Annotated in this window: 15 protein-coding genes; 5 read left to right on the top strand and 10 right to left on the bottom strand. The window is 60.8% G+C overall.

From position 1 onward, the window contains the following. Nucleotides 1–47 precede the first annotated feature (47 nt). The 4 genes from pcaD to NA8A_RS17175 all read left to right on the top strand — a co-directional run bounded on the left by pcaD (nt 48) and on the right by NA8A_RS17175 (nt 4107). Nucleotides 48–836, top strand: a complete 789-nt coding sequence (gene pcaD / locus NA8A_RS17190) for a 3-oxoadipate enol-lactonase (RefSeq protein ID WP_009451637.1) — start codon at nt 48–50, stop codon at nt 834–836. Nucleotides 837–996: 160 nt separating this feature from the next. After that, nucleotides 997–1536, top strand: a complete 540-nt coding sequence (locus NA8A_RS17185; RefSeq protein ID WP_009451636.1) for an isoprenylcysteine carboxyl methyltransferase family protein — start codon at nt 997–999, stop codon at nt 1534–1536. Between the two features lie 107 nt (nt 1537–1643). Next, nucleotides 1644–3716, top strand: a complete 2073-nt coding sequence (locus NA8A_RS17180; protein ID WP_009451635.1) for a 3-hydroxyacyl-CoA dehydrogenase NAD-binding domain-containing protein — start codon at nt 1644–1646, stop codon at nt 3714–3716. A gap of 52 nt (nt 3717–3768) precedes the next feature. Further along, nucleotides 3769–4107, top strand: coding sequence for a protein tyrosine phosphatase family protein (locus NA8A_RS17175; protein ID WP_009451634.1), 339 nt, complete (start codon nt 3769–3771; stop codon nt 4105–4107). Between the two features lie 57 nt (nt 4108–4164). Here the strand turns inward: NA8A_RS17175 and NA8A_RS17170 are convergent, their stop codons facing one another. The 4 genes from NA8A_RS17170 to NA8A_RS17155 all read right to left on the bottom strand — a co-directional run bounded on the left by NA8A_RS17170 (nt 4165) and on the right by NA8A_RS17155 (nt 7880). Continuing rightward, a complete protein-coding gene (locus tag NA8A_RS17170) occupies nt 4165–5487 on the bottom strand; it encodes a TRAP transporter large permease (RefSeq protein ID WP_009451633.1) in 1323 nt (440 codons plus the stop codon). After that, nucleotides 5484–6014, bottom strand: a complete 531-nt coding sequence (locus NA8A_RS17165; RefSeq protein WP_009451632.1) for a TRAP transporter small permease — start codon at nt 6012–6014, stop codon at nt 5484–5486. The genes NA8A_RS17170 and NA8A_RS17165 overlap by 4 nt, the downstream gene beginning before the upstream one ends. 144 nt (nt 6015–6158) lie before the next feature. Beyond that, nucleotides 6159–7208 (bottom strand): TRAP transporter substrate-binding protein, encoded by a 1050-nt coding sequence (locus tag NA8A_RS17160; protein WP_009451631.1) that lies wholly within the window; start codon nt 7206–7208, stop codon nt 6159–6161. 204 nt (nt 7209–7412) lie between these two features. After that, nucleotides 7413–7880 carry an Lrp/AsnC family transcriptional regulator gene (locus NA8A_RS17155; protein ID WP_040672913.1) on the bottom strand — a complete coding sequence of 156 codons (468 nt, stop codon included), beginning with the start codon at nt 7878–7880 and terminating at the stop codon, nt 7413–7415. Nucleotides 7881–8024: 144 nt separating this feature from the next. On the opposite strand from NA8A_RS17155, the gene hppD reads away from it, so the two are divergent. Continuing rightward, the gene (gene hppD, locus NA8A_RS17150; protein ID WP_009451629.1) at nt 8025–9137 is read left to right on the top strand and encodes a 4-hydroxyphenylpyruvate dioxygenase; all 1113 of its coding nucleotides are present in this window, start codon (nt 8025–8027) and stop codon (nt 9135–9137) included. A gap of 110 nt (nt 9138–9247) precedes the next feature. Here hppD and NA8A_RS17145 read toward each other — a convergent pair whose 3' ends face one another. From NA8A_RS17145 to NA8A_RS17120, 6 genes are all read right to left on the bottom strand, one after another. Beyond that, entirely contained in the window at nt 9248–9457 is a 210-nt protein-coding gene (locus NA8A_RS17145; RefSeq protein ID WP_240532813.1) for a DUF2783 domain-containing protein, read from the bottom strand. Between the two features lie 2 nt (nt 9458–9459). Then, nucleotides 9460–11079, bottom strand: a complete 1620-nt coding sequence (locus NA8A_RS17140) for an FAD-dependent oxidoreductase (protein ID WP_009451627.1) — start codon at nt 11077–11079, stop codon at nt 9460–9462. After that, on the bottom strand, nt 11079–11267 hold the full coding sequence (locus tag NA8A_RS17135) for a hypothetical protein (protein WP_040672910.1): 189 nt from the start codon (nt 11265–11267) through the stop codon (nt 11079–11081). The genes NA8A_RS17140 and NA8A_RS17135 overlap by 1 nt, the downstream gene beginning before the upstream one ends. 111 nt (nt 11268–11378) lie before the next feature. After that, complete coding sequence (locus NA8A_RS17130; protein WP_009451625.1) at nt 11379–12329, bottom strand: MBL fold metallo-hydrolase; 951 nt, start codon at nt 12327–12329, stop codon at nt 11379–11381. 13 nt (nt 12330–12342) lie between these two features. Then, the gene (locus NA8A_RS17125; protein ID WP_009451624.1) at nt 12343–12690 is read right to left on the bottom strand and encodes a hypothetical protein; all 348 of its coding nucleotides are present in this window, start codon (nt 12688–12690) and stop codon (nt 12343–12345) included. Between the two features lie 11 nt (nt 12691–12701). Continuing rightward, the gene (locus NA8A_RS17120) at nt 12702–13709 is read right to left on the bottom strand and encodes a fumarylacetoacetate hydrolase family protein (RefSeq protein WP_009451623.1); all 1008 of its coding nucleotides are present in this window, start codon (nt 13707–13709) and stop codon (nt 12702–12704) included.

The following is a 13709-nucleotide window of genomic DNA, read 5'->3' as shown; positions in this document are numbered from 1 at the left end:
TCCCATACAGGATCGCGCGCAAGCGACGGTCCAGGGAGGAAGAGAACATGGCATTCGCACGGCTGAACGGGGTTGTGATTCACCACGAAGTGCGCGGCGATCCCAGCAAGCCCGCAGTGGTCTTCTCCAACTCGCTCGGCTGCGATTTCCGCATCTGGAACAAGGTGGCGGCCGAGCTTGCCGACGATTACCGTCTCGTTCTCTACGACAAACGCGGCCATGGGCTTTCCGAAGCCCCGCCGCAACCCTATTCCATGGACGATCATATCGACGATCTGGTGGCGCTGCTCGATCATGTGGGTGTGGATCGCGCTGCGGTGATCGGCCTGTCGGTCGGCGGCATGATCGCCCAGGGACTGGCTATCCGCTATCCCGAACGTGTGACGGCGCTCGTCCTGTGCGACACCGCCCACAAGATCGGCGATGACGCGCTTTGGAACATGCGCATCGAAACGGTGAACACCAAGGGCATCAGCGCGCTCACCGACAGCATCATGCAGCGCTGGTTCATGCCCGAATACCGCACCCCGGACAATCCCGACTTCGTGGGTTACACCGCCATGCTGACCCGCACCACAACAGACGGTTATGCCGGCACAAGCGCTGCCCTGCGCGATACCGATTACACGGAATTGACCCGCAAGCTGAAAGTGCCCACCCTTTGTCTGGGCGGCGATCATGACGGCTCGACGCCGCCTTCCCTGATGCGTGAACTGGCAAGCCTCATTGAGGGATCGGAATACACGGTCATCGAAAATGCCGGCCACCTGCCCTGCATCGATCAGCCAGCCCGGACGGCAAGCGTCATTTCGGATTTTCTTGGCCGGACTCTTTAGAGCAGCCTTGCCTTTGAACCTGCGCTCCGCGGCAGGCACCGCATGACGCTTCGGGCCATGTAACAAGGGCGTTGTGCGTGGTTCGCTGCCGGAGTGTGCCTCTGCACCATGTTTTTTCCCATTTAAATTACCTCAACCCATTTTAATAAAAGGATTTTTTATGCCTTACGCCATGATCGCATTTATCTGCGCTGCTCTCGTGTTGCGCTTTGCAACGCTTGCCGTCTCGATCCGCAACGAACGGCGTATGAAAGCCTCGGGAGCGAAGGAATATGGTGCTGTCAACACCCTCATCCTCGCGCTTTTGCATGTGCTGTTTTATATCTCGGCCATCGTGGAATGGAGCTTCGGCCCCAAAGGCGCATTTTCGAGCCTGCAATATGCGGGGCTCGCGCTTTACCTCTTCGGCGCACTGATGCTGATTCTCGTCATACGCAATCTCGAACGTTTCTGGACGGTCAAGATCATCATCGCTCCCGATCACCAGCTCGTCACGCGAGGCCTCTTCAAATGGGTGCGCCACCCAAACTACTTTCTCAACATCCTTCCCGAACTGATCGGATTCGCGCTGGCGCTCGGCGCCTTGCGCACCCTTGTCTTCGGCCTTCCCATCTATCTCGTATCGCTCATCCTGCGCATACGGCAGGAGGAAAATGCCATGCGTGAGGCCTTTCAGGACTATGGAAAGAGCTGTTCATGATGAGCACTTAAACAGCGTCGACAAATATGCAAAAGCAGGGTGGGATGCGCGTCCAGACGGACCTGACTCAAGCATCCCCCAAGCCGCAGCGTTCAAGGGAGTGAGCATTGTCCGATACCGTCTCGACCACACTTGAAGACGGCATTGCCGTCATTCTGCTCGACAATCCGCCGGTCAATGCGCTCGGCCACAATCTGCGCGAACCACTTTTCCGTGCTTTGGAGGCCGCCAAGGCGAATGACGAGGTCAAGGCTATCGTCATCGCCTGCGCCGGACGCACCTTCATTGCCGGAGCCGATATTTCCGAGTTCGGAAAGCCTCCCAAGGCGCCCAGCCTGCCCGACCTGATCGGCCTTCTGGAAAGCATCGACAAACCCACCGTCGCCGCCATCCACGGAACGGCGCTCGGCGGCGGGCTGGAACTGGCGCTGGGCTGCCATTACCGCATCGCCGAGCGCTCCGCGAAGATCGGCCTTCCGGAGGTAACGCTGGGCCTTATTCCGGGTGCAGGCGGCACGGTGCGCCTGCCGCGCCTGGTCGGTCCTGAAGCAGCGCTCGGCATCATCGTTTCGGGCAAGCCAATCGGCATGGACGAGGCCTTTTCTCTTGGAGCGGTCGACCGTATCGCGGAAGGCGACCTGAAGAGCGAGGCCATCTCCTTTGCGCGGGAAAAGCTTGCCGAAGAGGCCCCCCATCACCACATCCGCGAGCGCTCCGATAAACTCCAGATTGACGATGCAGCCTTCGAGACCGCCATCGAACAGGTGGCAAGGAAAGCGCGTGGCCTGACTGCCCCGGTCAAGGCGGCAGAATCCGTGCGCAACGCCGTCACCATGGAATTCGGCGCAGCGCTTGCGCGGGAACGCGAAATCTTCCTCGAACGGGTGGCCAGCGAGGAATCCGCCGCCCAGCGGCACCTCTTCTTCGCCACGCGCGAGGCAGCAAAGGTCAGAGGTGTAGGCCGCGATATCGAGGCACGGCCCGTCGCGCGCATCGGCGTCATCGGCGCCGGCACGATGGGCGGCGGCATCGCCATGGCGTTTGCCAATGGCGGTCTCCCCGTGACACTCCTTGAAATGAACGATGAAGCGCTGGCGCGCGGCCTGCATCAGATCGACCGAAACTATGCGGGTTCCGTGAAACGCGGCTCGATCAGCGAGGATGAAAAGACAGCTCGCCTTGCCCGCATCCAGGGCACCACGAGCTATGATGCACTGGCCGGATGCGACCTGGTGATCGAAGCCGTGTTCGAGAAGATGGACGTCAAGCGGCAGGTCTTCGGCGCTCTGGACAAGGTCCTGAAACCGGGCGCCATTCTTGCCACGAACACCTCCTATCTCGATGTGAACGAGATCGCCGCCGTCACCTCGCGCCCGCAGGACGTGGTGGGGCTGCACTTCTTCTCGCCGGCGCACATCATGAAACTTCTGGAGATCGTGCGCGGCGACCGCACCGCGCCAGATGTGCTTGCCACGGCGCTTGCGCTCGCCCGCCGCATCGGCAAGGTTCCGGTGGTCGTAGGCGTGTGCAACGGCTTCGTGGGCAACCGCATGCTGGCCGCCCGCCGCGAACAGAACGAGGCGCTGCTTCTGGAAGGAGCCACGCCGGCGCAGGTGGACAAGGTGTTCACGCAATTCGGCTGGCCAATGGGGCCTTTCCAGATGGCGGATCTCTCAGGCCTCGATATCGCCTGGAACAACCGCAAATCGCTCGGACAGACCGCTCCCATTGCCGATGCACTTTGCGAGGCCGGCCATTTCGGCCAGAAGAGCGGACGCGGCTTTTATCTTTACGAAGACGGCGCGCGCATTCCGATACCCGATCCCGACGTGCAGGCGTTGATCGAGCGGAAGGCCGCAGAACTGGGTGTCGAACGGCGGAGCATCGACGCTGAAGAAATCATCGAGCGCACGCTTTATCCGATGATCAACGAAGGCGCACGCATTCTCGAAGAGGGCATTGCGACCCGTGCTTCCGATATCGATGTCGTCTGGGTCAATGGATATGGCTTTCCACTGGCCAAGGGCGGGCCTATGTTCTGGGCGGAACGGTTCGGCCCCGCAAGGATTGTCGAACGGCTGGAACATTGGCATGGACGGACGGGTAACGCGCTCTTCGAACCTGCGCCGCTGCTGCGACAGCTTGCCCTGACAGGCGGTGGCTTTGCCAGTCTCGCATAACGGGCCGGTTCCCCCTACATTGGCAGCATCATTCACCAGCGGAACGAACATTATGAACATCAACAGGATCGCAGACGATTTTGCCGTTTCCCCCCAGATCAGCCCTGAAGACGTCGCAGCCGTGAAGGCGGCCGGTTACAAGAGCATTATCTGCAACCGTCCCGACGGGGAGGACATGGGCCAGCCGGAAGCGGAGATCATCGCCAGGGCCGCCGAGGCAGCCGGCTTACCCTTCCGCCATATTCCGGTGGTGAGCGGAAACATCACGATGAACGACCTGACCGACATGGCTGCCGCCCTGAAGGAACTTCCCGGTCCTGTGTTCGCCTATTGCCGCTCCGGCGGACGCTGCACCAATCTTTACGGCGCCATTCGCGACCGCGGTCTCTGAAGCATCCACCCGATACCGTCACGGCATGGCGTCACAGACGCCATGCCGGCTTCTGCTTCAATAGAGCCAGCGCAGCAGCACCAGCGAGATGGCCGGGAAGGCCGTCAGAAGCGCCACCCGGAGAATGTCGCTCAGGATGAAGGGCGTGACGCCGCGATAGGTCGCGGCAATGGGCGTATCCCTGGCCATCGAGTTCAGAACGAACAGGTTCATGCCCACCGGCGGCGTGATGAGCCCCACTTCCACGACGATCAGAACCAGAATTCCGAACCAGATGGCGAATTCTTCCGCCCCGAGGCCGAAATCCAGCGCGGTCACGATCGGAAAGAAGATCGGGATGGTCAGAAGGATCATGGAAAGCGAATCCATGACGCAGCCGAAGACCAGATAAAGCACCAGGATCAACGTCAGCACCATCCAGGGATTGAAGCCCTGCTCGGTGACGAAGGCCGCCATCTGCTGCGGCACCTGGGCAAGCGCCAGGAAGGAATTGTAGAAGCCCGCGCCCAGAACGATGAAGAAGATCATCGCCGTAGCCGTCGCCGTGGCAAGGATCGACTGCACGAAGGCCTCGCGGGTGAGACCGCCATTGATCAATGCGATCAGCCCCGTGCCCGCCGCTCCAACAGCCGCGCCTTCGGTGGGGGTGAAGACGCCGAGATAAATGCCGCCCACCACCGCCAGAAAGACGAGCAGGACCGGCCAGACATCGAGCAACGCACGGAAGCGCTCCGAATAGGGCGCGCGCTCACGGCGTCCGGCCGATTCCGGCCACAGGCGCACATAGACCGAAATCGCGATCATATAGCCTATGGCTGCAAGCAGGCCGGGAATGAAAGCGGCAACGAAGAGCTTGGCGATGTTCTGCTCGGTCAGGATGGCATAGATGACCAGAATGACCGATGGCGGAATGAGAATGCCGAGCGTGCCGCCGGCAGCCAGCGTACCCGTCGCAAGGGCGCCCGAATAGCCATAGCGGCGCAACTCGGGCAGTGCGACCTGGCTCATGGTGGCGGCAGTGGCAAGCGAGGAGCCGCAGATGGCCCCAAAACCCGCACAGGCGCCGACAGCCGCCATGGCGACGCCGCCGCGACGATGCCCCATCCAGGTTTCAGCCGCCTTGAAGAGCGCGCGCGACATGCCCCCCAGCGTGGCGAACTGCCCCATGAGCAGAAACAGCGGCACGATGGTCAGCGAATATCCGGAAAAGGTCGAATAGGTCTCGTTCTTGAGCTTGGCGAGGACAGGCGTGACATTGCCGAAAACGAGCCAGCTTCCGCCAAGTCCGCACAGGAGCATGGCAAGGCCGATGGGCAGGCGCAGGAAGATGAGGACGAGAAGGAAGGGAAAGGACCAGAGGCCGATTTCAAGATTGGTCAATGCATGCTCCCCTGACCCGAAACGGCGATCGGCGCACCGGTGCGCAATTCATTGAAGCGCACCGCGACCATGTAGACCGATACGATGGCGGCGATGACCGAAGCCATGAAGCAAGCCGCATAGGGCCACCATTGCGGAAACTGGAGAATGAAGCTCGTTTCGCCATAGGCGAGCTTATCGCGCATTCCGTAATAGAGTTGCCAGGCGATAAGCCCGATAGCGAGCGTCATCAAAAGCTCCGTCACGAGATCGATGATGTGATTGACCCTGCGGGAAAAGAACACCGTGAGGATATCGACCGTGGCATGGCCCCGGTTGAGCTGGCACCAGGGCAGAAAGGCGAACACGGCAAAGCCGACGCCCGCCTGCACCAGCTCGAAATCCCCCGGAACCGGACCAAGGCCGAAACGCACGAAGGCGCGCCCCGTGATGCTGGCCACGGTCATGATGATGACGGCAATCAGTACGATGCCGCCCAGAAGCGCCAGCATACGCGCCAGCCAGACGACGATGCGAGATAGTATCATGCCCCTCCCCGTGCCATTCGCGTTCCGCTCATTGTTGTTTCCTCGCGGCCGGGCAACAAAACGTTAGACAGCGCCGTGGCGTGGCGCAAGCGGCGAAAAAAGGGGCGGACACCGGCCCGCCCCGTGAAAAGACCGCAAGCGGCCTCAGTTCTTGGAGTATTTGTCGATCAGCGAGCGGGCCTCATCGATGAGCATCTGCCCATCCAGCCCCTTGCCCTTCATCTCCTCGACCCAGTTGTCGTAGACCGGCTGGGCGGCCTTCTTCCAGGTCTCGGTATCTTCGGCGCTGATCGTGATGATGTTGTTGCCGCGATCGACGGCAACCTGGCGGCTCGGACCATCAGCACCCGCCTGGGTGCGCCCGGCAAAGGCCGCGAATTCCTGGCCCGAATTGTCGTTGATCACCTTCTTCAGGTCATCGGGAAGGCTGTCATACTTGGCCTTGTTCATGGCCAGCACGAAGGTCGTCGTGTAAAGCGCATGATCACCGCCGAACTCGGTGTGGTTGGAGACCAGCTCCGGCACCTTGAGCGCGAGCGTAACTTCCCACGGAATGACACAACCGTCGATCACGCCTTTGGAAAGCGCTTCGGTGATCTGCGGGATCGGCATACCGACCGGCGTCGCACCAAGCTGACCGAGCAACTGGTTGATGATGCGCGTGGGCGCGCGAATCTTCATGCCCTTCATGTCTTCGATCGTGTTGATCGGATCCTTGGAATGCAACATGCCGGGACCATGAACCCAGACACCAAGCACATGGGTTTCCTTGAACTCCGTGTCCTTCATGTGTTTTTCAAAGAGGTCCCAATAGGCCCGCGAGGTAGCTTCCGCGCTGGTCATCATGAAGGGAAGCTCGAACACCTCCGTGGAGGGAAAGCGGCCAGGATTGGAGCCGGGCAGCGTCCAGACGATATCGACAATGCCGTCACGCGCCTGATCGTAAAGCTGGGGCGGCGTGCCGCCGAGCTGCATGGCCGGATAGCGCTCGATCTTGATGCGACCGCCCGATTCCTTCTCGATCTTATCCGCCCAGGGGTCGAGCACCAGCTTGGGCACATTCGCCTGGGCCGGCAGGAATTGGTGCAGCCTCAGCGTAACCTCTTGCGCAAACGAGGATGCGGTGGCCGCTATCAGGCCGGTTGCCGCGACGGCGGCAGCTAAAGCCAGTTTCTTCACGTGGAATGGTTTCATGCGTCTCCTCCCGATTGCATGACGTGCAGCGCCCTTGGCGCCATCCTCCTGTCAGCGGCACGACCCAGAAGCTCCCAAACTCAGGCCAGCCGTCCCATGCACCCTAACCTCTCCCGAAAGGAGTGCATATCCGGAGGCGACTTTAGCGCAATTCGTGTAACAATAAAGAGGAAAGATTCAAAATATTCGTAACATTAAGCCCTGTCAGAGCGGCAGGGATCCGGTCTCCTTCAACGTCTGGAGGACGATGGCGCTCTTGACGTGCTGGACCGATTCATGCGGCAGAAGCACGCTGTTGACGAATTCGGACAGGGCCTTCAGATCCGATGTAACAACCTTCAGGATATAGTCCATCTCACCCGTCAGGGCGTGTGCCTCCTGCACCTCCGGCAGACGGGAAACCAGTTCACCGAAGCGGCGGGCATTGTCGGGATTGTGGGTCGCCAGCGTGACGGTGATAATGTTGACAAGACCGAAGCCCAGGCGATCACGGTCCAGAAGTGCGGCGTATCCCTTGATATACCCCTCTTCCTCAAGACGCTGGCGGCGGCGAGAGCATTGCGAGGGCGACAGGTTCACCCGTTCGGCAAGATCATTGTTCGTATGCCGCGCATCCGCCTGCAAAAGAGACAATATCTTGCGGTCATATCCGTCCATACGCGCCTGAGCCACGATTTCTCCGTTATTTGTGCACAATACAAGCGCTAATAGCATCAAATGCGCCTCACAATGCAAGCCGCTTGCGAGACGGGAGGGTTAAACTTTGGTCATAAGGCGCATAAGCGCCTTTCGTCCCACGACCGGAGGAGAAAGATCATGGGTCCCTTCCCGCACGACGCGCCACCGGCGCGCATTACCGACGAAAACCCCGCCGGCACGGACGGGTTCGAATTCGTCGAATTCGCCCACCCGGAACCTGAAAAGCTCGCCGAACTCTTCACCCGGATGGGCTATACGGAAGTCGCCCGACACAGGAGCAAGAAGATTTCCGTGTGGCGGCAGGGCGACATCAACTACATTCTGAACGCAGAGCCCGGCAGCCATGCCATGCGCTTTGTCGACCTGCATGGCCCCTGCGCGCCATCCATGGGCTGGCGCGTGGTGGATGCGAAGCACGCCTATGAGCATGCGATCTCGCGCGGCGCCGAGCCGTATACGGGCAAGGACAAGGCGTTGGATGTGCCGGCCATCGTGGGCATTGGCGGGTCGCTGCTCTATTTCATCGAGGCCTATGGCGACAAGGGTTCTGCCTACGATGCCGAATTCGACTGGGTGGACAAGCGCAACCCCAGTCCCGAGGGCGTCGGTTTCTATTATCTCGATCACCTCACCCACAATGTCTATCGCGGCAACATGGACAAGTGGTGGGACTTCTACCGCACGCTGTTCGGTTTCCGGCAGATCCACTATTTCGACATCGACGGGCGCATCACCGGGCTGGTCAGCCGGGCCATCACCTCGCCTTGCGGGAAGATTCGCATACCGCTCAACGAATCCAAGGACGAGACGAGCCAGATCGTCGAATATCTGAAGAAATACAAGGGCGAAGGCATTCAGCACATCGCCGTGGGAACCGACGCGATCTATGACGCCACGGACCGGCTCGCCGAGAACGGGTTGAAATTCATGCCCGGCCCGCCGGACACCTATTACGAGAAAAGCCATGAGCGCGTGAGCGGCCATGAAGAGCCCATCGAGCGCATGAAGAAACACGGCATTCTCATCGATGGCGAAGGTGTCGTGAATGGCGGCATGACGAAGATCCTCCTGCAAATCTTCTCCAAGACCGTCATTGGGCCGATCTTTTTCGAGTTCATCCAAAGGAAGGGCGACGAGGGTTTCGGCGAAGGCAATTTCCGCGCGCTTTTCGAGAGCATCGAGGAAGATCAGATCCGCCGGGGCGCCATCAAGGTCGACGCAGCCGGCTGATGCACCGAACGTGAATGGAGCGGCGGCGTCTGTCGCCGCTCCCTATCTTCGTTTTTCCGTACCGATGGGTGGATCGGATGTCTCCATCCGACCACAAAAGGCTCTGCATCTTAACGCGAAATGCCCGAGGCTCTCGCAGCCGCAAGCAGCGCATTGAAGCGATCCGCATCGCCAACCTCGTTCGCGAGCAGAAGGATGAGACGGGCGTTGAGCCTTGCGCTTTGCTCGAATGAAAGCCCTTCATGGGCTTTCATCAGTGCGGCGTAGCAATCGTCGCCCGCTGGACCGAGCCGGTCCCGACCGATTTCAATGTCAGGCATCGTCATTCCCTCCCCATGGCGCGCATCATGGCCACGGCAATCTCCTGCCCATCGGCATGGCGAAAACGCGCGGCAATATGCTGGTCCGGACGCACGAGATAGAGCAATCCAGCGCCATATCGTTCGGCAACACGGCCTTGCGCATCGACAAGGCGCGTCACCCCATCCGCAGCCGCACCTTGCCCGTCGCGTACCGTCTGAACCACATGCAGCCCGGCTGGCAGACCCGGGGGCGGCGCACAATCGACCGCCAGAAGCGCGAACCCGTTTCCGATGCGGTTGAGAAGCCAACCGTGTTCTGATCCATCCAGAACAGGCGCATCGGGCATGACCGTTCCCGGCTCCAGCCCCTCGGCCTGCGACGGCTGCGTCTGAAGCGAAAAACCCGCCAGCGAACAGGGTTTCGACAGTCGGCCGGAATTGACCAGCCGGCGAGCGAACGCGTGATCCGCCGCCAGTTCAAGCACGCTGTCGCGAAAAATGCGCACCATCTCGCTCTTGGGTGTCATGAAGCCGGTGGAGCGCGCGGAGTTCAGGATATTCTCATCCGCCCCGTGAATGCGCTCCTCGTCATAGGTGGCGATCAGGCTGGGGGGCGCTTCGCCGTGTATGACCAGAGCGAGCTTCCAGCAAAGATTGTCGATGTCCTGGATACCGCCATTGCCGCCGCGCGCACCGAACGGCGAAACGATATGGGCGCTGTCTCCGGCGAAGATGATCCGCCCATGCACGAACCGGGCAAGCCTGCGGCACTGGAATGTATACACGGAGACCCAATCGAGTTCGAAACGGTCGTGACCGATCACCCTGGCTATGCGCGGAATGACGTTTTCAGGCTTCTTCTCTTCCTCCGGGTCCGCATCCGGGCCGAGCTGGAGATCGATGCGGTAAATTTCGTCCGGCTGTTTATGAAGCAGCGCCGACTGCCCTTTATGGAAAGGCGGTTCGAACCAGAACCAGCGCTCCGACGGGAAATCCGCCTTCATTTCGACATCGGCAATGAGAAAGCGTTCCTCGAAAACCTGCCCTTCGAAATCGAGGCCAAGCATCGCCCGCAGCGGCGAGCGCGCACCGTCGCAGGCAAGCACATAGGCAGCGTCGAGATGGTAGGGCCCATCGGGTGTCTCGATGCCGAGGCGCACATCTCCGGCACTCTGCTCAACGGAAACGACGCGGTTCTTCCAGCGCAAATCGATAAACTCCGGAAGGGCCGCAGCGCGCTCCACCAGATATTGCTCGACGTAATATTGCTGGAGGTTGATGAAAGCCGGCATCTTGTGCCCATCCTCGGGCAGGAGATCGAAGCTCCACACCTCGCGCTCGCGGTGGAAGAGACGGCCGACTTTCCAGGTCACCCCCTTTTCCACCATGCGTTCGCCGACGCCCAGCCGGTCGAAAATCTCAAGCGTGCGTTTCGACCAGCAAATGGCACGGCTGCCGACGGAAACCACGTCATTGTCATCGAGAACGACCACCCGTACACCGCGTTGGGCGAGGTCTATCGCTGCGGCAAGACCGACAGGCCCGGCGCCCACGATGGCGACGGGATATTGGCCCGACGGGCCACCGGCAATCTCGGGCGGTGTGGTGTAGGCAAAGGGTTCGTAGGAATAGCGCGGCATCAGCGTTCGCCGTCCAGTTGGAACCCGATCATTTCCTCACCCCGCAAAGGTACACCGAAGCCGGTATGAAATTCATCGCGGGGCGGCGGCTTCACGGCGCTATCGAAAAGCACGGCGCGATAAAGCCGGTCGCTCGACCAGCGATTGTTGCGCGCCATCCGGCGCATCAAGGCAGCCTGTGCCGACATGCACTCCTCCCTCTTGACCTGTTCCATATCCCCGTGCGGCCTCCTCGCCAGCGTTCCGGGGCGGATTTCTGTGCCTCGTCTTGCCCTGCCTTGCCTTGCCTTGAATTCGGCTCAGCCCTGCAACGCCTCCCACATGGCCTTGTCGCGTTCGGCGGTCCAGATGCGCGGCGTATCGATACCCAGCGCCTCGTCATAGGCGCGCGCGACATTGAAGGGCAGGCAATGTTCGTAGATGGCGTAATCGGCGAATTTTGGGTCGCAGGATGCGCGGCAGGCATCCCACGCCTCCTTCAGAGTGCCACCGCCCTGCGCCACGCGTGCCACCGGCTGATAGGTGGACATGACGAAATCGCCAGTCAGATCGAGCGCGTCATTGACCATTGCGTCTCCGACGAGGGCATCGCCCCGGCCCGGCGCGATGGCATCCAGATCGAACGCGCGGATTTCCTCGAGCGTGGAAGGCCAGTCATGGAAATGGCCATCACCGCAATAGCAGGCGGAATGATATTCCACGATATCGCCTGTAAACATGACATTTGCGTCCGGCACAAAGGCGACGATATCGCCAGCCGTGTGAGCACGCCCCAGGAACATCAGATCGACGCGCCGCTTGCCGAGATAGACCGTCATGGAATTGGAGAAGGTGGTGGTCGGCCAGGTGAGGCCCGGGATCGATTCATGCCCCTGGAAGAGGCGCGGGAAACGCACGAACTCGGAATCCCAGTCTTCCTGTCCGCGTTCCACCACCATGGAGCGCGCCTTGTCGCTCATGATGATGTTGGGGGCGCCATAGGCGGACGCACCGAGAACCCGCACCGCATGGTAATGGGTGAGCACCAGATGGCTGATCGGCTTGTCCGTGACCGAACGCACCTTCTCAATAACCTTTTCGGCAAGACGCGGCGTCGCCTGCGCTTCGATCACCATCACCGATTCGTCGCCGATAATGATGCCCGAATTGGGATCGCCTTCAGCGGTGAAGGCCCACAGGTCGTTGCCGATCTCATCGAAAGAGATCTTCTTTTCCGTGAGATCGCCGGCGGAAGCGAATGTCTTGGCCATTATACGATTATCCTCATGAACCCAGTTGAAGCCTGACCATCAGCGCGAGACTGCGCATGATCGACCAGGGGCTGACGGCCCCAAGAAGGAGACCGCAGATTGCCGAAAAGACAGTCCAGCCTGCCATAATGCGGGCGGGCGCCGCGTTTCCCTCGACGCGGGAAGCACGAACCGTGAAAGAGATGTTCACAGCAATGACGAAAAGGATGAAGCCGATCCCCAGCACAACGCTCGGCCAATAGGGCGGTGCATCGTTAAGGTAGACGAAGGCCGGCCGCAGCACCCAGCGCAGAAACGGTATTCCCGCAAGATTGAAAAGCGCGAAGAGAAGCACGAGGCGCTGAAGCGGCGAGAGGCTCATCCCGTCGCCCCCTATCCCTGCTCGACGCGCTGCTCGATGGCGCCGAAGATCGAGTGCCCCTGCTCGTCGCGCATCTCGATGCGGACCGTGTCACCGAAGCGCATGAAGGGTGTCTTCGGCTTGCCGTCCTCGATGGTCTCGATGGTGCGGATTTCGGCGATGCAGGAATAGCCGACACCGCCCTCCTCCACCGGCTTGCCGGGGCCGCCATCGAGCTTGTTGGACACGGTGCCTGAACCGATGATCGTGCCCGCCGAGAGGGGCCGCGTCTTTGCCGCATGGGCAATCAGCGCCGGGAAATCGAAGGTCATGTCGATGCCGGCGTTGGCCCTGCCGAAAGGCCTGGCATTGTAATCCACCGAAAGCGGCAGATGCAGCTTGCCGCCATCCCACGCATCGCCGAGTTCGTCGGGCGTCACGGCGGTCGGCGAGAAGGCCGAGGAAGGCTTCGACTGGAAGAAGCCGAACCCCTTGGCCAGTTCCGCCGGAATGAGACCGCGCAGCGAGACGTCGTTCACCAGCATGACGAGGCGGATCGCATTGCGCGCTTCATCCGGCGAAGCGCCCATCGGCACATCGTCGACGATGACGGCGACTTCGCCCTCCATGTCGATGCCCCAGGTTTCATCGGCCATGACGATGGGATCGCGGGGCCCGAGAAAACTGTCGGAGCCGCCCTGGTACATCAGGGGATCGGTCCAGAAGCTCTCCGGCATCTCCGCTCCGCGCGCCTTGCGCACCAGTTCCACATGATTCACGTAGGCAGAGCCATCGGCCCACTGGTAGGCGCGCGGCAAGGGCGACATGGCGTCATGCTCGTGGAAGCGGTCCGAGGGAACCGCGCCGTGCTCCAGACTTTCGGCAAGCGCCGCCAGATGCGGAGCGATGCGCGCCCAGTCATCGAGTGCTGCCTGCAGCGTGGGGACAAGAAACGAGGCGTCGGCGAAGCGCGTCAGATCGCGCGAAACGACGACCAGCCGGCCATCGCGCCTGCCGTTCTTGAGCGTGGCAAGTTTCAT

Origin of the sequence: Nitratireductor indicus C115, assembly GCF_000300515.1 — a bacterium.
Classification (GTDB): Bacteria; Pseudomonadota; Alphaproteobacteria; order Rhizobiales; family Rhizobiaceae; genus Nitratireductor; species Nitratireductor indicus.
This window is presented reverse-complemented; position numbering and strand designations above follow the sequence as displayed.

Excerpts from the sequence above, each read along its gene's own strand:
- pcaD (WP_009451637.1), top strand. The coding sequence starts at position 48 with ATGGCATTCGCACGGCTGAACGGGGTTGTGATTCACCACGAAGTGCGC.
- NA8A_RS17185 (WP_009451636.1), top strand. The coding sequence starts at position 997 with ATGCCTTACGCCATGATCGCATTTATCTGCGCTGCTCTCGTGTTGCGC.
- NA8A_RS17175 (WP_009451634.1), top strand. The coding sequence starts at position 3,769 with ATGAACATCAACAGGATCGCAGACGATTTTGCCGTTTCCCCCCAGATC.
- NA8A_RS17165 (WP_009451632.1), bottom strand. The coding sequence starts at position 6,014 with ATGATACTATCTCGCATCGTCGTCTGGCTGGCGCGTATGCTGGCGCTT.
- NA8A_RS17160 (WP_009451631.1), bottom strand. The coding sequence starts at position 7,208 with ATGAAACCATTCCACGTGAAGAAACTGGCTTTAGCTGCCGCCGTCGCG.
- hppD (WP_009451629.1), top strand. The coding sequence starts at position 8,025 with ATGGGTCCCTTCCCGCACGACGCGCCACCGGCGCGCATTACCGACGAA.
- NA8A_RS17145 (WP_240532813.1), bottom strand. The coding sequence starts at position 9,457 with ATGCCTGACATTGAAATCGGTCGGGACCGGCTCGGTCCAGCGGGCGAC.
- NA8A_RS17140 (WP_009451627.1), bottom strand. The coding sequence starts at position 11,079 with ATGCCGCGCTATTCCTACGAACCCTTTGCCTACACCACACCGCCCGAG.
- NA8A_RS17135 (WP_040672910.1), bottom strand. The coding sequence starts at position 11,267 with ATGTCGGCACAGGCTGCCTTGATGCGCCGGATGGCGCGCAACAATCGC.
- NA8A_RS17130 (WP_009451625.1), bottom strand. The coding sequence starts at position 12,329 with ATGGCCAAGACATTCGCTTCCGCCGGCGATCTCACGGAAAAGAAGATC.
- NA8A_RS17125 (WP_009451624.1), bottom strand. The coding sequence starts at position 12,690 with ATGAGCCTCTCGCCGCTTCAGCGCCTCGTGCTTCTCTTCGCGCTTTTC.
- NA8A_RS17120 (WP_009451623.1), bottom strand. The coding sequence starts at position 13,709 with ATGAAACTTGCCACGCTCAAGAACGGCAGGCGCGATGGCCGGCTGGTC.